Here is a 23443-nt window from a genome sequence, read left to right as displayed (position 1 = left end):
TGTTTTGCCGCCGAATGCGCGCGTGAGCCCGCGCCGCGTTTCTGTCACGAGAGCCATCATGCCTGCCCAACACGACCCCGCCCCCGCCGCCAGCCCGAGCCCCGCCAAGGCTGGGCGCAAAGAGCTCTCCATCACGGTGCGCAATCTTCTGATGGTAGCCGTCGGCGTCATCGTTTTCGCGATCGTCGCGGGCGTCGTGCTGTATGAGCCGATCGCTTACGGCGACCCGGTTCCTAACTTCGGCATCATTCTGATGCTGACGGTGCCGGTGATTGCCGGCGTCGCGTTCCGTGTGGGACTGGATGCGTGGCTGGATCGCGAGTCGACCTGAACGGGTTGCTGCAGCGGGCCAGGAACGTGCCGGGAGCGCGGTCATCGGCGCGCCAACCGCGCCGCTCTGCGGTAAGCCTGCATTAGCCGGCTCGGGCCGGCAAGACCACCCACACCTCCAACCCGCCGCCCTCGCGCGCGTGGAATTCCACCCTGCCGCCGTGCAGCCGCGCAATCCGCTCGACAATGGCGAGTCCCAAGCCCGTGCCGCCGCTATGCGCCCGTGCATTGCGGCCGCGCTGGAACGGCGCCTTGAGCTGCTCCAGCTCCTCCGCCGATAAGCCCTTGCCCCGGTCGCCGACGGCCACATACACCGCGTCATGGGTCGCCCAGCTGCGCACCGCGAGTCCGCTGCCGCCGTACACAATCGCGTTCTGCATCAGGTTCATCAGGAGCCGCATCATGCTCACGGGCCGGTAGTCGACGAGCGGCAGGCGCGCGAGCGACAGCTCGAACTCATGCCCCAGTCCGGCAAAGTCGCCGGCCAGCCGTTCGACCAGCGCATTCAGATCGCCAGGCTCGGCGGGCTCGCGCTCGCCGCTGCCCGCGTAGTCCATGAACTGCTGCAAGATGGTTTCGATCTGATCGAGATACGACTCGGCCGCCACCGCGAAGCTGCTGTCGCTACCGTCGGGCATCGCCATGGCCATCGAAAGACGCAGTTTGGTGAGCGGCGTGCGGATATCGTGCGAGATGCCGGCCAGCATCAGCGCGCGCGTCGCCTCGGCTTGTTTCAGCGCCTCTGTCATCTGGTTGAAGGCGCTGCTCACCGCGGCGATTTCGACTGGGCCGTCGGTCGGCAGCGGCGGCGGCGTCTCGCCGGCACTCAGGCGCCGCGCCGCATGAGTCAATTCCTGAAGCGGTCGGTTCAGGTGAAGCTGGATCGCATAGCCGGTCAGGGCCGCGAGCGCGGCGAGACCGAGCGAAAGCAGAATCGCCGCGTCGAGCCCATTGCCCTGCGCGTCTTCGGGGATCGGCAGCGCGATCCAGTAGGGCGCGCGAGGCGCCGCGGCGCCCGACGCAGCGGCCGGCGCATGCAGGCGAATCCACAGCCGCTGCCCGCCTTCGGTCTGCCAGCGCGCCTCCATGTCAGCGGGAAGATGCTTGCGCAAACTGTCGAGGAACACCTTGCGCTGATAGTTGCGATACGCGCGCAGCACACTCGGCGGCGGCTCGGCTTGCGCGCTGTCGGGAAGCCGCGTCCGCGTGTCGAGCCGTGCGGTCAGCGCGTCGCGCGCGCCGGCCGGCGTGCTTTGCAGCAGACTGTCGAGCGTCGTCACATAAGTGGCGAACACAGCGGCCGCACGCTCCACGCGCGGCCGCTGCACGTAATGCAGCAGCACGCCGAGCGAGCACACCTGGCTCAACACGACGAGCGCGATCAGCAAGGCGATGTTGCGCGCGAGCAGCGTGCGCGGCAATACGCCTCGCAGCAGCGGGCGGGTCATGAGTCGACGTCCGCGACCAGCATGTAACCGACGCCCCACACCGTCTTGATGAAGCGGGGCTTGGACGGATCGTTCTCGACGATCTGCCGCAGGCGCAGCACCTGCACGTCGATGCTGCGGTCGAGCGCGTCGTGGTCGCGGCCTCGCGCGCGGGCGAGCAGGTTGTCGCGGCTCACCGGCCGGTTCGGCGACGACGCCAGCGCGACGAGCAGCAGCATCTGCGCGGAATGAATGTCGAGCACGGCGCCGCCGCGCGTGAGTTGCTGTTTGACGACATCGAGCGTGAAGTCCCCGAAGCGCACACATTGCGACGTGACGGTGACATCGCCGGAAGCGATCTTCTGGCGACGCAATAGCGCATTGATGCGCGCAACCAGTTCGCGCGGCAGAAACGGCTTCGCGAGATAGTCGTCCGCGCCGGTTTCGAGCCCCAGCACCTTGTCGAGCGGATCGCCTTTCGCCGTCAGCATGAGGATCGGCAAGGTCTGGCCTTGCGCGCGCAGCCGCGCGCAGATCGCGAGTCCGTCTTCCTCGCCGATCATCAGATCCAGCACCAGCAGGTCGAACGGCTCGCGCTCGAGATAGCGGTCGAGCCGCTTGCCGTCTTCTGCAACTCGCACGTCGAAGCCCTGACCGCGCAAGAAACGCTGCAACATGTTGCGCAGCTCGATTTCGTCGTCGAGCACGATGATCTTCGCGGGGCGATCCATGCGAAAACTCCCTGGTTTCAGGCTTCCTTTTGTTCCCCGTGTGCCTTGCGCGCGGCGTGCCGTTCGGCCATGCGCTGCAGCAGCACATAGAACGACGGAATGAACAGCACGGCGATACAGGTCGAGGCGAGCATGCCGGAGAACACCGCAATGCCGAGCGAACGGCGCGCGCTCGCACTGGCACCGGTTGCGATCACGAGCGGCACCACGCCGAGTATGAACGCAAACGACGTCATCATGATGGGCCGGAAACGAAGGCGCGCCGCTTCAATGGCGGCCTCCGTCATGCCGACGCCTTGCAGACGCAAATGTCGCGCGAACTCGACGATCAGAATCGCGTTCTTCGCGGACAACGCGATCAGCAGCACGAGGCCGATCTGCGTATACAGATTGTTCGCTGTGCCTAGCAAAGCAAGCGTGCCCGCCGTGCCGAGCAGTGCGAGCGGGACTGCGAGCACCACGGCGGCGGGCAGCAGCCAGCTTTCGTATTGCGCGGCGAGCACGCAGAACACCAGCAGCACGCCCACCGCGAACACCCAGTAAGCGGAATTGCCGACGAGCTTCTCCTGATACGACATGGCGGTCCATTCATAGCCGACGCCGGCCGGCAGAATGCGCGCGGCCTCTTCCTCGAAAGCGCGGATCGCGTCGCCCGTGCTGTAGCCGCTCGCCGGATTGCCGTTGACGGCCGCCGCCGGCGCGAGGTTGTAAAGCGCGGCGACTGCCGGACCGACATTGGTGTGCCCGTCGATAAACGTGCCGAGCTCGACCATGTGGCCGCTGTTGCTGCGAATCTGCAAGCGGCGAATGTCGTCGGTGTCGCGGCGAAAGCCGCCGTCGGCCTGCACGAAAACCGGGAACGTGTGATTGAACGTCGTGAACTGATTTACATAGCTCGACCCGACATAGTCCTGCAACAGGTCGAAGACATTGCCGACCGGCACTTGCAGCGACTCGGCCTTCGCACGGTCGAGCGTGAGTTCGACGGTCGGCACCGCCGCGCGGAACGGGCTGAAAACGCGCTGCAATTCAGGGCGTTTCGACACGCCCGCAATGAGCGCATCCGTGGCGCTTTGCAGGCGCTGATAGTTCTGCGAGCCGTCGGTCAGCATGACCTGCATCTGCACGCCGCCACTGTTGCCGAGCCCCTGAATGGGCGGCGGCACGATCACGACCGAGCGCACGTCGGGCAGCTTCGCCAGTTCGCTGTTCATGCGCTGATAGAGCGAGCGCAGGTCCTTGCCCTTGCCGCGCTCGCTCCAGTCGTCGAGCGTCACGTAGATGAGCGCGGCATTGGCCAACGACGCATTGTTATCGAGCGGCGAAATCCCGCCGATCGACACCACGTGACTCACGCCGGGAATCGCGCCGATGCGCTTTTCGATCTCCGTGCTCGCCTCGCGCGTTCTGCCGAGCGAGGCCGCATCGGCGATTTGCGCGGCGATCAGCATATAGCCCTGATCTTCCAGCGGAATGAAGCTGGTCGGCACGCGCGTCAGCAGATAGGCGGACGCCCCGCCGAGCAGCAGCGCGATCACGAGCGCGAGCTTGCAGCGCGCAACGAACCACGTCACCACGCCCACGTAGCCTTTTTCGACGCGCGCATACGCGCGATCGAACACGCGATACACCACGTTCGGCGTGCCCGGCCGTTGATGCCGCAACCAGCGCACGCTCTGCACGGGCTTGAGCGTCACCGCATTGATCGCGCTGATAACGGTGGTCGCCACCACGACGAGCGCGAACTGCCGGTACATCTGACCCGTCACACCGCCGAGAAATGCCGAGGGCAGAAACACCGACACCAGCACCAACGTGATGCCGACAATCGGGCCGAGCAGTTCGTGCATCGCGTCGATAGCGGCCTGCTTCGGCGTCTTGCCCTGCTCGATATGCTGCGTGATGCCTTCCACCACGACGATCGCGTCGTCCACGACAATGCCGATGGCGAGCACAATCGCAAAGAGCGTCAGCAGGTTGATGGAGAAGCCCATCATATAGATCGCGCCGAACGTGCCGATGATGGTGACGGGTATGGTGGTGGCCGGCACGAGCATGGCGCGCCAGTTCTGCAGGAACAGCAGAATCACGGCGAGCACGAGCAATGCGGCTTCGAAAAGCGTCTTGTACACGTCGATCACAGATTGCCGCACGAAGATCGTGGTGTCGAACGGCAGTTGGTAGCTGACGCCCTTCGGCATGTCTTTCGCGAGGCGCGCCATGGTCGCCTTCACCGCGTTGCCGACTTCCAGCGCATTTGCTTCGGGCAACTGATAGATGGCGATGCCGGCGGCCGGCTTGCCGTCCAGGTTAAAGAACTGCCCGTAGCTCGACGAGCCGAGCTCCGTATGCCCGACATCGCGAATGCGCACGAAGTGGCCGCCGTCGTTCGAATCGGCCTTGACGATGATGTCGTCGAATTCGCGCGCGGTGGACAGTGCGCCGCGCATCGTCACCGTGAGCTGGAATGCCTGACCGCCCGCGTTCGGTTCGGATCCGAGCTGGCCCGCGCTCACGTCCTTGCTTTGGCTTTGAATGGCCTGCATCACGTCGGCGGCGGTGAGGTTGCGCTCGCTGAGTTTCTGCGGATCGAGCCAGACGCGCATGCTGTACTGCCCGGTGCCGAATACCGTCACGTCGCCGACGCCCGGCAGGCGCGCGAGCGTGTCGCGCAGATAAATTACCGCGTAGTTGCTGAGAAACAGCGAATCGTATTTCGGATCCGGCGATTGCAGCGTGTACAGCTGCAGAATCGCCGTCGAGCGCTTCCTCACGGTTACGCCTTGCTGCTGCACCGCTTGCGGCAATTGCGCGGTCGCAGCGGATACGCGGTTCTGCACGAGCACCTGCGCCTTGTCGACGTCGGTGCCCACCGCGAACGTGACAGTGAGCGTATAGGTGCCGTCGTTGGTGCTGGTCGACTGCATGTACAGCGCGTTTTCCACGCCGTTGACCTGCGTCTCGATCGGCAACGCCACGCGGTCGATCACGGTCGCGGCGCTCGCGCCCGGAAAGTGCGCGACGACCTGCACGGTGGGCGGCGTGATCGGCGGATATTGCGCGACCGGCAGATTGATCAGCGCGACGGCGCCGAGCAGCATCACGATCAACGCAATGACATTGGCAAATACCGGACGCTCGACAAAGAAGCGGATCATGAGCGGCCCTGCACGGCGGCGTCGACTGTCTGCACTTTCATGCCGGGCGCCACCGCGAGGCCGCCGCCCGTCACCACGCGGTCCGCTTGAGCGAGGCCGGCCGTGATGGCGCGCAATGACCCGTGCAGGCCTCCCGTCGCCACGCTGCGCTTCTCGATCACGTTGCCGGCGTTCACGATCAGCACGGACGCGCCGGCCTGCTCGCGCAGCAACGCGGTGTCGGGCACCAGCAGCACGTTTTGCGGCGCGCCCGCGGGAATATGCACCTCGACGGACATGCCGGGAATCAGATGCGCGTCGCGATTAGCCACATCGGCACGCAGTCTGATCGCGCCGCTGGCGGGGTCGACTCGCGTATCGACGAATTCGAGCACGGCGTCTTCGCGTTGCTGCGGGTTCGTGCCCGGCACGTTCACGCGCACGCGGTGCGGCGCCCGCGTAAAGAGGCCGATGCGATTCGCGTCGCGCTCGTTCAGCGTGAAGTTCACGTACACGGGCTGAATGCAGTCGAGCGTGGCGAGCTTCGTCGAGTCCGATCCGCCCACCACATTGCCGACGTCGAAAGCGCGGGCGCCGATGCGGCCCGCGAACGGCGCGCGTATTTCCGTGTAGCCCAGATTGATGCGCGACATGTCGCGTTTTGCGAGCGCCTGGTCGCGCGTGGTCTGCGCTTTTTGCAGCGACGATTCCGACGTTGCGTTATCCGACGTCAGCTGCTTCTGGCGCGCGAGTTCCTGCTCGGCGTTATCGAGTGCGGCCTGGTCGTAGACGAGCTGCGCGCGATACGTGTCCGGCTCGATGCGAAACAGCACCTGTCCCTGCTTCACGTTGGCGCCGTCCGCGAAACCAATGTCTTTCAGCACGCCCTGCACGCGCGCGACCAGCGTCACCGTGGCCGACGGCGCGACGCTGCCCATCAGATCCAGTTGCTCGCGCACCTCGCGCGGCTCGGGACGCATCACGCTGACTTGCGGCAACGGTGCATTTTCCGCGGCGGGCGCATTGCTCTCGTGACATGCGCTCAAGGCCGCGAGCCAAGCAACGCAGCAGAGCGCGCGCAACGCTTCGTGCAGCGAGGCATGCGCCGTTCGCCCGCCGGTTCCTTTTAGTGTGGCCATGTTCTTATTCCCGCACTGTCATTTGCCGTCCGGCGGCGCGCTCGTGCGCGCGCGCGCCAACGCGGAATTGGCCGGCGGATTGAGCAGACGCCCCCAGTCGGTGCGCCGTGCCATCTCGTCGGCGATCTGTTCGCTCACGACCTGCTGCCCCTGTGCCACTTCCCATCCGCCGCCGAGCGCGCGATACAGTGAAACCGCCGCGAGCGCGGCGATTCCCTGGTTTTGCGCGAGCGAGTCGCCGTCGCGCAACGCGGAACGCGAAGCGTCGAGCACCGAGTCGTAGGTGACCGAGCCCGACCGGTATTGCGCGTTGGCGAGCCGCAACGCGCGCTGCGAAGCGTCGGAGGCGCGCGCCGACGCCGCGAGCGCATCGAGCGACGTGCGCAGCGCGGCAATCGCATCCTCGACTTCTTTTTGCGCTTGCAGCACGGTGTTCTGATAATCGAGCACCGCTTCCTGAAACGCCGCGTCCTGAATGCGCACCGCATTCTGCAGTTGTGCTCTGTCGAAAATGGGCAGTGAAACGCCCGCCGAAAACAACCCGATCGTCTTGCTGCCCCATTGCGACAGTCCGATGCCGTGCTGTTCCCCGGACGACAGCCCAAAAAGTCCCGTCAACGAAAAGGACGGATACAGCTTGGCCTTGGCCGCGCCGATCAGCGCCGATTGCGCCGCAGCATTGAGCGCGGCCTGGCGCACGTCGGGCCGGCGCCGCAGCAGATCGGCGGGAATGCCGACGTCGATCTGCGTGGGCGCAACCGGGACCGCGCTGCTGCCCTTCAGTTGCGCGTCCATGGCGTCCGGCGGATCGGCAAGCAGGACCGCGAGCGTGTCGCGGTCCTGCGCGCGCGCCTTGATGAGCGGCGGAATCTGCGCCTCTGTTTCGGCAACCAGCGTGGCGGCCTGTTCGACGTCGAGCTGGCTCGATGCGCCGCGTGTGTAGCGCGCCTTGGTGAGCGCGAGGCTGTCTTGCACCGATTTGAGGTTCTGCTGCGCCACCACGATCCGCTGCTCGAGCGCGCGCAAATCGATGTACGCGTTGGCGACGTCGGCGAACATGGACACCAGCGCGTTGTCGTAGGCCGCTTCGGACACGCGCAGCTGGGCGCGATCCGATTCGATCTGGCGCCGGTATTTGCCCCAGAAATCGAGTTCCCAGCCGGCATTCGCGTGAAAATGCTCGGCCCATAAATGCGTGGGCGGCAGCGGTCCGACGCCGCTCGTGTTGATATGGTTCGCGCCGACTGAGACGCTGCCCGTCTGCGGCAGCAGATTCTCGACGCCGCTCGCGAGTTGCGCGCGCGCCTTGAAGATGTGCAGGCCCGCGACCTGCAACGACAGATTGCGCTGATAGGCCCGCTCTTCGAGCGCGGTGAGCACCGGGTCGTTGAACGCTTTCCACCACGCGGCCTCGGCGGCGGGCGCGGCCTGCGCGGCAGGCGGCAAGCTCTCGAACCACTGCTTTTCCAGCGTGGTCTCGGGTTCCTTGAAGTCCGGTCCGAGGCTCGCGCAACCGGCCAGCGCCGCGCTCATCGATACGACGCTCGATGCGCCTGCACTACGCAAACGGCGGGACGTGGCGGGTTTCATCGCGCGTGTCGGGCGTCAGGGGCTTGGTAAGTGTTGATTGAAAACGAAGTCGGGCGCGGCGCCGGCGTGCTGCAGAGGCGGCCGCATGGCGTGCCGCTCAGCGCGCGGCGGCGCGTTCGCGCATGTAGTTCTCGATCTGCGCCAGCGTGACGTAGCCGGTCTTCTGCGTGTCGATCTCGTCGAAATGGCTCGCGACCATCGGCATGCCGGCGGCGGCCTGCTCTCTCGTGAGCTTGCCGTCATGCGTGGTGTTGGCGTTCGCAAAACGCGATTGCAGCTGCTGAACCATGCGCTCGACACGCTGCGGATTGGCGGCCTGCGGAGCGGCCTGAGCGAACGTAACGGTGGACGCGCAGCACAGCACGAGGGCGGCGAGCAACTTTTTCATGACTGACTCCTTCGATAGAGCCACCGAGCGTCGCCTGCGTGTGCCGCGATCCGTTCAATGACAGGTCGAATTCTTGTTGAACCGCTGCCGCAAGGCAATTGCAGATTTATGTCGTTCGATGTCATGAAATGCCCGCCCGCCGTGCCGCGCGCGAAGCGTCAGGTGCAATCCGGCGAGGTTCCGTCGCAGCCATTGCCCTTGCTGGAGGATAGGACATGGCGGGAGCAACCACGCCTGGTGAATTCCCGTTGTCCTGACGAATCGGGGAACGCCGATTGCTCCCCATGAACCGAGTGCCAGAGCCGGTTTCCGGCACCTGCCTCAGGGTCCCCTCTGCTTGATGGTCTCTTCCTCTACACGTCACATGAGCTACCAGAACCTAGATAAGGAGATCGCCCATCTCGAACTGGTGTTCGGGCGGATCTCGGTGAACGACCCCATCCCGCTTTCGTACTGGGACAGCCGCCTGCGCATGCTGGCGCGCGCGCAGCTCGTGCCGACGCAACGGGCGCGGCTCGCTCGCCTCGAAGCCACGCTTGCCGCACTGCGGGAGTCCGACGAAGCAGTGTGCGAAACACCCGGCCCGCGCTGGAAGGATGTCCGCTCATGACGGAAGCGACACGCGAGAAGCAACGGCAGCCTTCCGCCGGATCGAAGGAAAACGAAGCGCCCCGCGCCGAGGACGCCGGCGCGGATTCGCCGCATCTGAACGAGGGCGAGCAGGACCAGGCGGCGCACCACACCGCGCCTCACGCGCTGGTGCTGCACGAGATCGTTCGTGAAGAGGGCGAAGCGGCGCTCGAGCGGACCATTGGCGCGCTGATCTGGTCGTCGCTCGCGGCTGGGCTTTCGATGGGGTTTTCGTTCCTCACGCAGGCGGTGCTCGAAGCAGGCATGCCGGATAGCCCTTGGCGCCATCTCGTGTCGAGCTTCGGCTACTCGATGGGCTTCGTGCTCGTCATCATGGGGCGGCAGCAGCTTTTTACCGAAAGCACGCTGACCGTCGTCCTGCCCGTCCTGACGCGGCGCGATCCCAGCACGCTGGTGAAAGCCATGCGGTTATGGGCCATCGTGCTGTTCTTCAACCTGGTGAGCACGTGGGTTTTCGCCGCCATGCTGCGCATTCCCGATGTCTTCGCGCCCGCGGTGGTCGAGGCATTCGGCGACGTGTCGCGCGCGGCCGTCGGCTCGGAGCACATGCTGCCGACCATGGTGAAGGCGGTTTTTGCCGGCTGGCTGATCGCGCTGATGGTGTGGCTGTTGCCGAGCGCCCGCTCGGGGCGCCTGTTGACCGTGCTGCTGATCACCTATGTGGTGGCCGTCAGCCATCTTTCGCACATCATCGCCGGATCGACGGAAGTGGCTTATGCGGTGATGAGCGGCGACGCGAGCCTGCGCGACTACTTTCTGCGCTTTCTGGTGCCGACGTTGGTGGGTAATACGGTGGGCGGCATGTCGCTCGTCGCGCTTCTCAATCACGCGGCGATTGCGCCGGAAATCAACGGTCCTCGCTGACGCGCGCCAACATACCGGGCCGCGGCGCATCGTGCGCGCCGCGGCGCCGTCACGCGCCCGGCATCAGCCGATCAGAATGCGCGCGCCGAGCGCCAGCACGAGCGCGGGCAACATCACGACGGCACCGACCTTCAGGAACCGCATGAAGCTTACGTCCTCGCCTTCGCGGCGAATCGCGTTGAGCCAGAGGATGGTCGCAAGCGAACCCGTGATCGACAGGTTCGGTCCGAGGTCCACGCCGATCAGCAGCGCGTCGATCACGCGCTCGGGGCTGTGCGCCTGCATCACAGTGGAACTGGCGATCAGCCCGGCGGGCAGATTGTTCATCAGATTGCTGCCGATCGCGATCGCCGCGCCGGCCCAGCCTGCCGTGCTCGCTTCATGGTGCGCCGCGCCGGCTTGTGTCAACGCGGCGAGCATGCGGATCACGCCGGTGTGGTCCAGCATTTCAACGAGTACGAAGAGCGCAGCCACGAGCGGCAATACGCTCCACGAAATTTCGCGGATCATCGGCACCGGCGATTTGCGTTCCTGAATCAGCACGACGATGGCAGTCAGCGCGCCGAGTATCGCGGTGGGCAGGCCGAGCGGCACGTCGAACGCGGAGACCGCAAGCAGCACCACGGCCGTCACCGCAATGCCCGCCAGCGCCACACGGCCGCTGGACGACAGCCGCAGCGGCTCCAGATTCGCCTCGCAGGTGCCGGCCAGCGCCTCGCGCTGCGTCCAGCGCAGCAGCACATAGGTCGCGCCGATCGACAGCAGCGACGGCAATGCGAAGCGCGCGAGCCACGGCCCGAGCGCGGGCGTGTGGTTGCCGTACAGCACGATGTTGGCAGGATTGGAGATGGGCAGCACGAAGCTCGCCGCATTCGCGATGAACGCGCAGACGAACAGGAGCGGCAACGGATCGGTCCTGGCTTTCTTCGCGGCCGCGAACACGGCAGGCGTGAGGACGACCGCGGTGGCGTCGTTCGAGAGGAACGCGGTGATCACCACGCCGACCAGATAGACGAGCATGAAGAGCTTGCGCGGCGAGCCCTGCGCATGATTGACCGCGAGCACGGCGACCCAGTCGAACAGTCCCTCGCGGCGCCCAACTTCGGAAAGCAGCATCATGCCGAACAGGAACAGATAGACGTCGGTGCCCTTGCCGACGGCCTCGATCGCGAGATTGAGCGGCAACAGTCCGAGCGCGACCAGCAGCACGGCGCCGGCCACGGCCCACACCGCCTCCGGCCATTTGAAAGGACGGGTGATGACGCCGGCGGTCGCACACGCGGCGATACCCCATGAAAGGAAAATCGAAGTCACAACGAACGTCCTGAAATGGAGGGTTATACGTGGGCAACGCCCGGTGCGCAGCATAACCCAAGTCGTGAGCGGTGCTTTCTTTCTGCCTGCTTCGATGCAATGCGCAAGCCCGGCCCGCATTGGCGTCACCAGTAGAACGATGCGTTCTCGTGCGTACGGCTATTCGGTTGTTATCGGCATGCCTACCATGCGCAGTCTCCGCGTTTCCTGCCGGGCGCGGATTCGCTACGGCCTGTTGGCAATCAAATTCCCCACTGTGTGCAATGAACGCGCGTGGGTTCGATAGGATGCGTACCACCATGAAAACCACACTCCATCACTCCATTCTCGCGGGCGTCGCCGCCCTTTCGCTGCTCGGGGCCAGCCTCGCGCATGCCGACGTCGACACGAGCAAAAGCACCGTGATCGCGACCACGAAACAGATGAACGTGCCCGTCGACGGGAAGTTCAGGAAGTTTTCGGCGCAATTGTCGTTCGACCCGGCCAAGCCGACGGCGGGCAGCGCAAACGTGTCGATCGATACCGGCAGCTACGACCTCGGCGCGGACGATTACAACAAGCAGGCACAAGGCAAGGAATGGTTCGACAGCGCCACCTATCCGGCGGCGACCTTTGTATCCAGCGCAATCGCGCCGGCGGGCGGCAACCAGTACAAGATCACCGGCAAGCTGACCATCAAGGGCAAATCGCAGACCGTGGTCGTGCCGGTCACCATTGCTAGCCAGGGCTCGACTCAGACCTTCGACGGCTCGTTGCCCATCAAGCGCTCGCAGTTCGACGTGGGCACGGGCGAATGGAAAGACACGTCGGTCGTCGCCGATGAAGTCGTCATCAAGTTCCACCTCGTCGCCTCGAAGAAGTGATTGCCGATATCCCGGCAGAACGTCCAAGCGTCATCATCCTTTTTTAAGCCTGGAGAACATCTTGAAGAAGCAATTCCTGCTCGCCGCGGGCGCACTGGCCGCCGCATTGTCGTTCAACGCAATGGCTGCCGACACCTATCAGCTCGATCCGACGCACACGGCCCCGAGCTTCGAGGCTGACCACTTCGGCGGCGTGTCGATCTGGCGCGGCAAGTTCAAGAAAAGCAGCGGCAGCGTGGTGCTGGACCGCGCGGCCAAGACCGGCACCGTCGACGTGACGATTTACATGAGCTCGGTGGATATCGGCAATGACAAGCTGGATTCGGAACTGGTCGGCGAGAAGTTCTTCGACGTGGCCAGGTACCCCACCGCGACCTACAAGGGCACGCAGATCCGCTTTGACGGCGACAAGCCCGTGGAAGTGATCGGCACGCTGACCCTGCATGGCGTGACGAAGCCGGTGAATCTGAAGATCGAGTCGTTCAAGTGCTTCGTGAACCCGATGCTCAAGCGCGAAGTGTGCGGCACGGAATCGACGGCGACGTTCAATCGCGACGATTTTGGCGTCGACTTCGGCAAGACGTACGGCTTCAAGATGCAAACCGTGCTGCACATCCAGGCCGAAGGCATCAAGCAGTAAGTGTCATGGCAGCCGCGCTCGCCTGCGCGGCGAAGTGCTCGGCACAAATTACAGGGCGATATTTCCGCTTTTTCCGCCGCCGCCGAATGGAGTGGGAAGAGCCGCCGGAAGTGCCCGCTGTTCCCGCATTTGAACCGCGCGCCCGAACCGTAAAGTCATCCCCACGCAATTGATTTTTGTCGGGAGACAAGCGGTGGTGAAGTTCGAAGGGCAAGTAAAAAGTGCGGCTGCGGCCGCGATGACTGCGCTGGCGCTGGCTGCATTAGCGGGCAAGGCGCAGGCGCAGGAGGTCTATGTACACGGCGGCACGCTGGGCGCGGGCATCGGCGCCGCGTTGCCGCTCAATTCCTGGACGGGCGTGCACGCGGAGTTCGAGGGGCTCGGCTTCTCGCACTCGGTCAACGGGAACGACAACCAGTATGACGGCCACCTGAAGCTGCTGCAAGGCGGCCTGTACATGGACGTGTTCCCATTCCATTCGAGCGGCTTTCGCCTGACGGCCGGCGCGCTCATCAACGACGACGAACTGTCTGCCCACGCCGTGCCGAATGCGCAAGGCAACTACAAGATCGGCGACGACTTCGTGCCCGCCGTCGGTCCGGCACCGTCGGCCACGGTCACGCTGCCGCGCGTGATGCCTTACGTCGGCATCGGCTATGGACACAAGCCGGTTTCCAAGGGCTTCGGCCTCACGTTCGACCTCGGCGTCGCCTATGGCCGTCCGCGCACGCACTATAACGTGCCCGCCATTTACTCGATGTTCACGACGCAGGCGAACATCGACGAGCAGGAACAGAAGATCAACGACAAGGTGGAGCGCTACAAGATCTATCCGGTCGTGCAGCTCGGCGTGAGCTACCGCTTCTAGACGGCACCCGCGAAGGCGGAGCAAGGTACTATTACGGGTGCCATTCGTTTCCGCCTTCCATGAGTTCAGCAAGCCGCCGTATCGCGCATCTCGACATGGACGCGTTTTACGCGTCCGTCGAGCTATTGCGCTATCCGGAACTGCGCGGCAAGGCCGTGGTGATAGGCGGCGGCCGCAACGGCGCGCCGCAAACACTCGCAGACGGCAGCCGCCGGTTTGCGAAGCTGCGCGACTACGCAGGGCGCGGCGTCGTGACCACCTCCACTTACGAAGCGCGTGCACTCGGCGTGTTTTCCGCCATGGGCATGATGAAGGCGGCCGTGCTCGCGCCGGACGCGATCCTGCTGCCCACGGACTTCGACTCCTACCGTCATTACTCGCGGCTCTTCAAGGCTGCGGTGGCCACCTTTACCGACCGCATCGAAGACCGCGGCATCGACGAAATCTATATCGATCTCACGGAACTCCCGGGCGAGCCGCGCGACATCGCCGCACGCATCAAGCAGGCGGTGAATCAGGCCACCGGCCTTACGTGTTCGATCTGCGTGGCGCCGAACAAACTGCTCGCGAAAATCGGCTCCGAACTCGACAAGCCCGACGGCCTCACCCTTCTCACGCCCGCTGACGTGCCGCTGCGCGTGTGGCCGCTGCCCGTGCGCAAGGTCAACGGCATCGGCCCGAAGGCGGCGGAAAAACTCACGGCGCTCGGCATTGCGACCGTCGGCGATCTGGCCGCGGCAGACGCGGGCCTGCTGCAGGACCACTTCGGGCGCAGTTACTCGGCGTGGCTCATGCGTGTCGCGCAAGGCGAGGACGAGCGGCCCGTGGTGGTGGAATCGGAACCGAAATCGATGAGCCGAGAAACGACCTTCGAGCGCGACCTGCATCCGCGCCACGACCGGCCCGCGTTATCGAGCTCGTTTACCGGCCTGTGCGTGCGGGTCGCGGAAGACCTGGTGCGCAAGGGCTATGTCGGCAAGACCGTCGGCATCAAGCTGCGCTATGACGATTTCCGCACCGTCACGCGCGACCTGACGCTGGAGGCGCCCACCGCCGACGCCGCGGAAATACGCCGCGCGGCCACCGAATGTCTGCGGCGGGTCGAGCTCAACCGCAAGCTGCGGCTGCTCGGCGTGCGCGTGAGCGCGCTGAGCCTCGCAAGCGCCGCGCCGCCGCAGCGGCGTCTCCCCGTTCAGGCAGACTTGCCCTTCACGAGCGACGAATAGGAAGCCGCGCCTGGCACGGAGGCGTTCTGCGCATTCGCAGCCGCACTCTCCGGCACATTCGCACGCGCCGGCTGCCCAACGCTCTCGACACGCGAAGCGGCTACCGAAAAAGCAAAGGTGTTCACGCCGTTCGCGGACTGCACCGACACCGTGCCGCGATGCATCTCCGCAATCGCCTTGACGATGGCAAGACCCAGCCCGTGATTCTCGCGGCTATTGGTGCGCGAGGCTTCCACGCGATAAAACCGGTCGAACAGATGTTCAAGCACCGCGGGCTCGATCGGCTCACCGGGATTCGCGACTTCGATTCGCACCTGCTCCGCTTCGCGCGCGATCCTGACGCTGATCTGCGCACCCGGCCGGCAATGCTGGATCGCATTCATCAACAGATTCGTGCAGGCGCGGCCGAACAGCGAGCGGTTGACATGCGCGACCGCGTCGCCCTGAAGGCGCGCCTGCACGCGGGCTTCTTCGAGCGGAATCTCCAGAAACTCCAGCGTATGCGCGACTTCTGCCGCGAGCGAGACTTCCACGAGCCCCGTCGCGCGCTCGCCCTGGTCGGCGCGCGCGAGGAACAGCATGTCGTTGATGATCGCGCGCATGCGTTCGAATTCTTCGAGGTTCGATTGCAGCGTGTGGCGCAGATCGTCCACGGAACGATTGCGCGTCAGCGCGACTTCCGTCTGACCAATCAGGATCGTCACCGGCGTGCGCAATTCGTGCGCGACGTCCGCATTGAACGACTCAAGCCGGCAATACGCGCCGTCGAGCCGCTCAAGCGCGCCGTTGAACGAATTCGCCAGATCGTTCAGCTCGTGCGGCAGCGACGCGGTATTGAGCCGTTGCGAGCGATTGTTGGGACTGACGGCGGACGCGTCGCGCGTGAGGCGCGTGAGCGGCGCGAGCCCGATGCGTGTGACCGAGTAGCTGAGCAGCAGCACCGCCAGACTGCCGAGCGCCGACAGCGCGGCGAGCGCGAAGCCGAATACGCGCATGGTGCGAATATTCGGCATGTAGCTCGACGCCACCTGCAGCTGCATCGGCGGACGCGTCGAATAGCCGGGAATGGACACGGTGGTGGTGAGCATGTCTGCACCGCCGCCCACTGGCCTCACGCGCGCGTAGCCGCCGGGCAGGGTCTTGATAATGGTGCCTTCTATCGGCTTGCCGTAGTTGTAAGACGGCTCGATGCTCGTGACCGCATACACGGTACTGCGGTCGGGCGGCGTCATGTCGGTGAGCTTTTCGCGCGACATGCGCCATTTTTCCGGCGTCAGCCCATGATTGCAGATGAGCCGCGCGATCTGCGCGCGGTCATCGAGCGACTCGCGCAAGTGGCTCTCCAGCTGCGAGCGCAGCACCGCAAAAAGCCCTGCGCCGACGAGCGTAAACACAAACAGCGCGACGAGCGCGAACATCAATGCAAGGCGCCGCGCGATGGAACGGTTCATGACGGCTCCGCCTCTTCACGCACTTCGAGCACGTAACCCATGCCGCGCACGGTATGCAGCAGCTTCGACGGAAACGGGCCGTCCAGCTTCGCGCGCAATCGTTTGATGGCCGTCTCCACCACGTTCGTATGACTGTCGAAGTTGACGTCCCACACCAGCTCGGTGATGGCCGTCTTCGACAGAATGTCGCCTTGCCTGCGGGCCAGAACGCTCAGCAACTGGAATTCTTTCGCGGTCAAATCGAGCCGCACGCCGTCACGTGTCGCGCGCCGTCCGATCAGATCGACAAACAGATCGCCGACCGAAATCAGCGTGGATTCCTGCGACCGCGTGCGGCGAGCGAGCGCGTGCAGGCGTTCGACCAGTTCGAGGAAGGAGAAAGGTTTGGTGAGGTAGTCGTCCGCGCCTTCGCGCAGGCCGCGCACGCGGTCGTTCACATGATCGCGCGCGGTGAGCATGATGACGGGCGTCGACTTGCGCATGCGCAGAGCCTTCAGCACGCTAAAGCCGTCGCGCTTGGGCAGCATGACGTCGAGCACGATGACGTCGTAATCGAACTCGGTGGCCAGATGTATGCCTTCCTCGCCGTCGAGCGCGACATCCACGACCCAACCCTGCTCTGTCAAACCGGAGCGCAGGTAGTCCACCACCTTGTGCTCGTCTTCAACAATCAGCAATTTCATGCGCGTCCCCTAGTGTCTGCATTATACGAAAGGCCTTGCATGGCTTCTCCCACGGGTTCATGGCGTCCGCGACCGCGCTCGTCTCACTGCGCGGCAGCGCGCGTTTGAATCGCGCCGTCTGCCTGCGAGTGCGGTTGCGTGTTCTGTTGCGCGGTCGGCTGCGTGTTCTGCTGCGACCCGCCCGGTCCCGCAGCGGCGGCTGCCGCGCCCTCGTCCCAGCCGCCGCCCAACGCCTTCACGAGCGCGACGGAAAGCGTCATCTGCTGACCGCGAATCTGCGCGTCCTGGCGCCTGCTGTTAAGCAGCGACTGCTGCGCGGTGATCACGTTCAGATACGCGACAAGACCGCCGGAATAGCGGTCGTTGGCGAGCCCGAGCAGGCGCTGCGCGTCCGCGACCGCTTCTTCCGACTGCTTCGCGGCGCCGTCGAGCACCGCAAGACCCGTGATGCCGTCCTGCACCTGCTGGAATGCGTTCAACACGGTTTGCCGATAATTGGCCTCCGTCGCCTTGTAGCCTTCGCTCGCGTATTGCACATTGGCCGCGCGGCGCCCGCCGTCGAACAGCACCTGGCCCGCCGCCGCGCCGAGCGTCCACATGAGCGTCGGCGCGCTCAGCAAGCTCGCGAACTGCGTGGCTTCCCAGCCGATGCCCGGCGTGAGCGTGAGGCTCGGGAAAAACGCCGCCTTCGCGACGCCGATCTGCGCATTGGCCGCCGCCATCGCGCGCTCGGCCGAGGCGATATCGGGCCGCCGCTGCAGCAGATCGCTCGGCACGCCGAGCGCAATGGCCGGCACCTGAAACGTCAACACCTTCGGTTCGATCGCGAACTGCGGCGCGGGCACGCCGACGAGTGCGGCAATCGCATGCTCGTATTGCGCGCGCTGGTTCAACAACAGTTGCGCCTGCACACGCGTCGAGTCGAGCAGCGACTTTTGCTGCGCGACGTCGAGGCCCGATACCGCGCCGAGTTCGTGTTCGGCGTTCACGTAGTCCAACGCTTTTTGCTGCAGCTTGACCGATTGATTGAGCACGTCGATTTCGATATCGAGTTCGCGCAGAGAGAAGTAATCGCTTGCGACCTCGGTCGTGAGAATGAGCCGCGCGTTGGCGAGATCGTCGGCCGACTGTTCCGCGGAAGCCGTCGCGCCTTCCACCTGACGGCGTATGCGGCCGAACAGGTCCGTGTCGTAGCTGACGGTGGGACCGAGTTGCAGATTGTTCTGCACGGTCGAGACGGTCGGCGTGGCGTAGTTGGTGCGCGGCCTGTCCTGCGAAATACGAAAGCGCGACGCCGACGCCGCGAGGTCCACTTCGGGCATTTGCTGCGCGCGCGTGTTCGCGAGCGTCGCCTTCGCCTGCGCATAGTGCGCGCTGGCCGCGACGAGCGTCTGGTTTTGCGCGAGCGCCTGCGTTTCCAGTGCGGCGAGCGTGGCGTCGTGATAGACGTTCCACCAGTCCGGGTCCATCGGCGCATGCGACGGAGCGGCAACGCGCCAGTAGGAGTCGGTGTTCCATACCGGCGGCACCTCGGCCTGCGGCCGTTTATAGTCGGGCCCCACGGTGCAGGCGGCGAGCATGCCCGCGCTCGCCGCGGCTAAACACGTCATCACGACGCGGCCGGCGCATGGCTGCTTCACGACGCCCCCTTCGCGCTCTTCTGCGGTGCGGCGATCTCCACATGATCGCCGTCCGCAATCGAATCGCTCGGATTGATGATGATTCTGTCGTTGCCGTCAATTCCGCTTTCGATTTCGAGCGTCTGTCCGAGGTCCTGCGCGATCACGATCTTGCGCAACTGCACGTCTCCCTTCGCGTCGACCACGGCAAGCCGCGGCCCCTCCGCGCGAAACAGCAAGGCATTGCCGGGCACCATCCACTGCGCGCGGGCGACGGAAGGCAGCGCGACCTGCACGTAGGCGCCGGGACGCAGCGTGTTGTCGGGATTCGGCAGCGTCACCTCGACCTGCAGGGAGCGGGTGGGCACGTCGATGGCGCCCGAAATGTGCGTCACGGTGCCGTGAAACTGCTGCCCCGGCAGTTCGGCCTGCGTAACAACGACCTTCTGCCCCACCGACACGTTCTGCGCATACGCCTGCGGCAATTGCACATAGACGCGCAGCGGGTCCGATTGCGCAAGCGCGAAAAGCGCGCGGCTCGTGCCGCTGCCCGCGTCGATGAGATCGCCGACATCCACATTGCGTTGCGTGATCACGCCTGCGAACGGCGCGACGATGCGCTTGAACGATTCGAGCTGGCGCAGGCGCTGCACGTTCGCATCGGCAGCGGCCAGGTTGGCAATGCCCTGCGTATAGGTGCTTTGCCGCTCGTCGAGCTCCTGCTGCGAAACCGCGTCCCGTTGCCGAAGCTGCTGCCAGCGCTCGAGCGAGCTCTTTGCCAGCGCGAGACTGGAACTGGTCTGCTGGCGCTGCGCCAATGCCTGCGCAAGTTCCTGGTCGATTTCGGGCGTATCGAGTTCCGCGAGCAGTTGACCCTGCTTCACACGCGCGCCGATGTCCACGTACCAGCGCAGCAGATAACCGGTGGAGCGCGCATAAATCGGCGATTCGACGCTGCCGCGCAAGGTGCCCGGCAAGGTGGTGACGCCGCCGCCTTCGGCGGGTGCCGGCCTCACCACATCGACATATTGCGTGGCGTTCTGCCGGGTCGTTTGCTCGACGGCGCGGTTCTGCATCAGATTCGCGACCACGGTACGCAGCGCGCCGAGCGCGAGCAACACGAGCACGATCCAGATGGCGATCTTCGCGCGCTTCCATTCGCGATTGCGCGGCGGCAGGGCGTGGCCGCTTTCCGTCTCTCGCGACGGAATCGCCAGCGATGCATGAGTTTTTTCGGTCATCTCAGTTAGCCATTCTGGTGAGCTAGCCCGGTCGGTCCGAGGTAGCCGTTTTCTTCACGTTCTCAGTCCATCGCTCCGGCGCTCATGCCGGTTCGCCGGGGCTGCCGCTTTCGTGGTCTTCGTGTTCGTTTCGATGACGACGCGCGAGACGCGTATGAATGCCCGCAAACACGACCGGCACCAAAAACAGCGTGGATACCGTTGCAAACAGCAATCCGCCGATCACCGCGCGGCCGAGCGGCGCGTTCTGCTCGGCGCCTTCGCCCAGACCGAGCGCCATCGGAATCATGCCGATGATCATCGCGAACGCCGTCATCAGCACCGGGCGTATACGGCTCGCTCCCGCCTCCAGCGCTGCCGTCAGCGGCGGCGCACCGGCGGAAAGCCGCTGCCGCGCGAACGCGACCATCAGAATGCTGTTCGCCGTGGCGACACCCATCGTCATGATCGCGCCGGTGAGCGCGGGCACGCTCAGATGCGTGCCGGTAAGAAACAGCATCCACACGATGCCGGCGAGCGCCGCAGGCAACGCACTCACGATAATGAGCGGATCGACCCACGACTGGAAGTTCACCACGATCAGCAGATACACGAGCACGATCGCCATGGCCACACCGAGGCCGAGACCGAAGTACGACGTGCGCATGGTCTCTACCTGGCCGCGCACGGTGATCTGACTGCCGCGCGGCAGCGTTGCGCGCGCTTTCTCGACGAGCTTGTCGACCTGATTCGCGACACTGCCCAGATCGCGCTTGTCGACGCTCACGTACAGATCGATCACGGGCCGGATGTTGTAGTGCGTGACCACCGCGAACTGGTTTTGCGGCGACACGCGCACGAGATTGCCGAGCAGTTGCGTCGGGCCTGTCGAAGAGGCCGACACCGGCGTGCGCAACAGATCGTCGATAGACGAAATGCGGTACTGCGGCGTTTGGACCGCCACGTTGTACTCGACGCCGTTGCGGTCGTTGTACCAGAAGCCCGGCGACGTCTGCGAGCTTCCCGATAGCGAAACCAGCAGGTTTTGCGCAACGTTGCTCGCGCTCAGGTTGAGCTGCTGCAAACGCGTGCGGTCCATCTGCAGGTTGATGGCGGGCTCGTCAAGCTTCTGCTGGATGTGCGTATCGACCGTTCCCGGAATCTGGCGCACTTCTTTCAACAGCTTGCGTGCCACGTCGAAATTGCCCAGCTGGTCCGCGCCGGCTATCTGCACGTCCACCGCGGCGGGCAGGCCGAAGTTGAGAATCTGCGTGACGATGTCGGCGGGCTGGAAGAAAAACTCGACGCCCGGAAAACGCTGCGGCAGCAGCGCGCGCAACTTCTCCACGTAGCGCTGCGTCGGCTCGTGGCCTTCTTTCAGCGCGATCTGGATTTCGCCGTCGAGCGTGCCGATCGTGCCTGAATTGCTGTACGACAGGTTAATGCCGCTATAGGGCAGCCCGAGATTGTCGAGAATGGTGCCGAGTTCTTTCTCGGGCACGACTTCGCGAATCACCTTCTCGACTTCGTCGGCAAGACGCGCGGTTTCCTCGATACGCGTGCCGGTCGGCGCGCGCATGTGCAGGCGGATATTGCCCGCGTCGACGCTTGGGAAAAAGTCTTCGCCGAGTACGAAGGCAAGTCCCATCGACACCACGCAGAAGCCGAGAAACAGGCTACCGAACCGGCCGCGGCGCACCAGCAGGCTGCTGAGAATCACAATGTAGGCCGCGCGCATGCGCTCGAAGCCATTGTCGAAACGCCGGTACAGGCGCTGAAACAGACTCGGCCTGGCGTCGGGCTTCGGCTTGTGCGCGTGGCCCATCAGCAGCATGGCGAGCGTGGGCACGAGCGTGCGCGACAGAATGTACGACGCCAGCATCGCGAACACTACGGCCTCCGCGAGCGGCACGAACAGGTAGCGCGCCACGCCGGTCAGGAAGAACATCGGCACGAACACGATACAGATGCACAGCGTGGAAACGAGCGCGGGAATCGCGATTTCGCCGGCACCTTCCAGAATCGCATCGTGCAGATTCGTGCCCATATGCAGATGCCGCTCGATATTCTCGATCGTCACGGTCGCGTCGTCGACGAGAATACCCACCGCAAGCGCGAGGCCGCCGAGCGTCATGATGTTGATGGTCTGCCCGAGCGCATGCAGCGCGATCAGCGACGAGAGAATCGACAGCGGAATCGAGATCGCGATGATGCAGGTGCTGCGCCAATTGCCGAGGAAGAGCAGGATCATCGCGGCCGTCAGCGCGGCGGCGACCACGGCCTCGCGCAGCACGCCCTCCACCGCGGCCTTCACGAACACCGACTGATCGAAGAGCGCGGTGATGTTCAGGTCGGGCGGCAATGCGGCGCGCGCGGCCGGCAGCAGCCCGTGCAGCGTATTGACGATGGACAGTGTCGACGCACTGCCGTTTTTGAGCACTGAAATCAGCACGCCGCGATGGCCGTTCTGCCGCACGATATTCGTTTGCGGCGAGAAACCGTCGCGCACATGAGCGACTTCGCGCAGATACGTCGTGGCGCCGTTGACCGTGCGCACCGGAATATCGTTGAGCCCCTCCAGCGTCGACGGCGAGCCGTTCATGTTGATCGTGTATTCCCTCGGGCCGATCTTCGCCGTGCCGGTGGGCAGAATCAGATTCTGCGCGTTGAAGGCGCTGACCACATCGAGCGGCGTCAGCCCTTTGGCAAGTAACGCGCGCGTGTTGAGGTCGACGGAAATAAGGCGCGACTTCCCGCCATACGGATACGGCACGGCGGCGCCGGGAATGGTCACGAGCTGCGGGCGCAGAAAGTTGAGCGCGGTATCGTTGAGCTGCTGCTCCGAGAGCTTGGTGCTCGACAATCCCAGTTGAATGACCGGAATGCTCGAGGCCGAATAGCTGATGACGAGAGGCGGCGTCGCGCCTGGCGGCATCTGCTTGAGCTGCGCCTGCTCGACGGCCACGGTTTGCGCGATCGCGGTCTGGATGTTCGCATTCGGCTGCAGAAACACCTTCAGGATCGTGATGCCCGCGAGCGATTGCGACTCGATGTGCTCGATGTCGTTGACCGTGGTCGTAAGACTGCGCTCGTTGACGGAGGCGATCCGGTGAGCCATGTCCTCGGCGGACAGGCCGTTATAGGTCCAGATGATGCTGACGACCGGAATGTTGATTTCGGGCAGCACGTCGACCGGCGTGGTGAACAGCACGAAAGGCGTCGCCAGCACGATCAGAATGGCCATCACGATGAACGTGTAGGGCCGCTTAAGCGCAACGTTGACAATCCACATGAAACGCGCC

19 protein-coding genes are annotated in these 23443 nt (G+C 64.6%); 7 read left to right on the top strand and 12 right to left on the bottom strand.

The window, feature by feature from the left end; translation table 11 throughout:
- The first annotated feature begins 58 nt into the window (after positions 1-58).
- Complete coding sequence (locus HV711_RS05185) at positions 59-331, top strand: hypothetical protein (protein ID WP_013591785.1); 273 nt, start codon at positions 59-61, stop codon at positions 329-331.
- 82 nt (positions 332-413) lie between these two features.
- On the opposite strand, the gene HV711_RS05180 is transcribed toward HV711_RS05185, so the two are convergent.
- From HV711_RS05180 to HV711_RS05155, 6 genes are all read right to left on the bottom strand, one after another.
- Positions 414-1778, bottom strand: coding sequence for an ATP-binding protein (locus HV711_RS05180; RefSeq protein ID WP_035478071.1), 1365 nt, complete (start codon positions 1776-1778; stop codon positions 414-416).
- On the bottom strand, positions 1775-2488 hold the full coding sequence (locus HV711_RS05175; RefSeq protein ID WP_013591783.1) for a response regulator: 714 nt from the start codon (positions 2486-2488) through the stop codon (positions 1775-1777). The genes HV711_RS05180 and HV711_RS05175 overlap by 4 nt, the downstream gene beginning before the upstream one ends.
- A gap of 17 nt (positions 2489-2505) precedes the next feature.
- Positions 2506-5646 (bottom strand): efflux RND transporter permease subunit, encoded by a 3141-nt coding sequence (locus tag HV711_RS05170; protein ID WP_035478068.1) that lies wholly within the window; start codon positions 5644-5646, stop codon positions 2506-2508.
- Complete coding sequence (locus HV711_RS05165) at positions 5643-6764, bottom strand: efflux RND transporter periplasmic adaptor subunit (protein ID WP_035478067.1); 1122 nt, start codon at positions 6762-6764, stop codon at positions 5643-5645. The genes HV711_RS05170 and HV711_RS05165 overlap by 4 nt, the downstream gene beginning before the upstream one ends.
- 18 nt (positions 6765-6782) lie before the next feature.
- Complete coding sequence (locus tag HV711_RS05160) at positions 6783-8354, bottom strand: efflux transporter outer membrane subunit (RefSeq protein ID WP_035478064.1); 1572 nt, start codon at positions 8352-8354, stop codon at positions 6783-6785.
- A gap of 97 nt (positions 8355-8451) precedes the next feature.
- Positions 8452-8742 (bottom strand): EF-hand domain-containing protein, encoded by a 291-nt coding sequence (locus HV711_RS05155; protein WP_014973058.1) that lies wholly within the window; start codon positions 8740-8742, stop codon positions 8452-8454.
- A gap of 364 nt (positions 8743-9106) precedes the next feature.
- On the opposite strand from HV711_RS05155, the gene HV711_RS05150 reads away from it, so the two are divergent.
- The gene (locus HV711_RS05150; protein ID WP_013591778.1) at positions 9107-9352 is read left to right on the top strand and encodes a hypothetical protein; all 246 of its coding nucleotides are present in this window, start codon (positions 9107-9109) and stop codon (positions 9350-9352) included.
- Positions 9349-10257: a formate/nitrite transporter family protein gene (locus HV711_RS05145; RefSeq protein ID WP_028360235.1), complete on the top strand. Its 909-nt coding sequence runs from the start codon at positions 9349-9351 to the stop codon at positions 10255-10257. The genes HV711_RS05150 and HV711_RS05145 overlap by 4 nt, the downstream gene beginning before the upstream one ends.
- A 63-nt stretch (positions 10258-10320) precedes the next feature.
- Here HV711_RS05145 and HV711_RS05140 read toward each other — a convergent pair whose 3' ends face one another.
- Complete coding sequence (locus tag HV711_RS05140; RefSeq protein ID WP_013591776.1) at positions 10321-11571, bottom strand: arsenic transporter; 1251 nt, start codon at positions 11569-11571, stop codon at positions 10321-10323.
- 299 nt (positions 11572-11870) lie between these two features.
- Between HV711_RS05140 and HV711_RS05135 the strand changes: the two genes are divergently transcribed.
- The 4 genes from HV711_RS05135 (at position 11871) to dinB (ending at position 15168) form a co-directional block, all read left to right on the top strand.
- Positions 11871-12434: a YceI family protein gene (locus tag HV711_RS05135; RefSeq protein ID WP_013591775.1), complete on the top strand. Its 564-nt coding sequence runs from the start codon at positions 11871-11873 to the stop codon at positions 12432-12434.
- Between the two features lie 61 nt (positions 12435-12495).
- Positions 12496-13074 carry a YceI family protein gene (locus HV711_RS05130; protein WP_035478059.1) on the top strand — a complete coding sequence of 193 codons (579 nt, stop codon included), beginning with the start codon at positions 12496-12498 and terminating at the stop codon, positions 13072-13074.
- Positions 13075-13267: 193 nt separating this feature from the next.
- Positions 13268-13942 (top strand): hypothetical protein, encoded by a 675-nt coding sequence (locus tag HV711_RS05125; RefSeq protein ID WP_035478057.1) that lies wholly within the window; start codon positions 13268-13270, stop codon positions 13940-13942.
- Positions 13943-14001: 59 nt separating this feature from the next.
- Positions 14002-15168, top strand: a complete 1167-nt coding sequence (gene dinB / locus HV711_RS05120) for a DNA polymerase IV (RefSeq protein ID WP_013591772.1) — start codon at positions 14002-14004, stop codon at positions 15166-15168.
- Here dinB and HV711_RS05115 read toward each other — a convergent pair.
- From HV711_RS05115 to HV711_RS05095, 5 genes are all read right to left on the bottom strand, one after another.
- On the bottom strand, positions 15135-16619 hold the full coding sequence (locus HV711_RS05115) for a heavy metal sensor histidine kinase (protein WP_035478054.1): 1485 nt from the start codon (positions 16617-16619) through the stop codon (positions 15135-15137). The genes dinB and HV711_RS05115 overlap by 34 nt on opposite strands.
- The gene (locus tag HV711_RS05110; protein ID WP_035478051.1) at positions 16616-17302 is read right to left on the bottom strand and encodes a heavy metal response regulator transcription factor; all 687 of its coding nucleotides are present in this window, start codon (positions 17300-17302) and stop codon (positions 16616-16618) included. The genes HV711_RS05115 and HV711_RS05110 overlap by 4 nt, the downstream gene beginning before the upstream one ends.
- Before the next feature lie 83 nt (positions 17303-17385).
- On the bottom strand, positions 17386-18912 hold the full coding sequence (locus HV711_RS05105; RefSeq protein ID WP_051223937.1) for an efflux transporter outer membrane subunit: 1527 nt from the start codon (positions 18910-18912) through the stop codon (positions 17386-17388).
- Between the two features lie 26 nt (positions 18913-18938).
- The gene (locus HV711_RS05100; RefSeq protein ID WP_028360241.1) at positions 18939-20162 is read right to left on the bottom strand and encodes an efflux RND transporter periplasmic adaptor subunit; all 1224 of its coding nucleotides are present in this window, start codon (positions 20160-20162) and stop codon (positions 18939-18941) included.
- Between the two features lie 82 nt (positions 20163-20244).
- Positions 20245-23433, bottom strand: coding sequence for an efflux RND transporter permease subunit (locus tag HV711_RS05095; protein ID WP_035478047.1), 3189 nt, complete (start codon positions 23431-23433; stop codon positions 20245-20247).
- Between the last annotated feature and the right edge of the window lie 10 nt (positions 23434-23443).

This window comes from Paraburkholderia phenoliruptrix (assembly GCF_902859825.1).
Taxonomy (GTDB): Bacteria; Pseudomonadota; Gammaproteobacteria; order Burkholderiales; family Burkholderiaceae; genus Paraburkholderia; species Paraburkholderia phenoliruptrix.
This window is presented reverse-complemented; position numbering and strand designations above follow the sequence as displayed.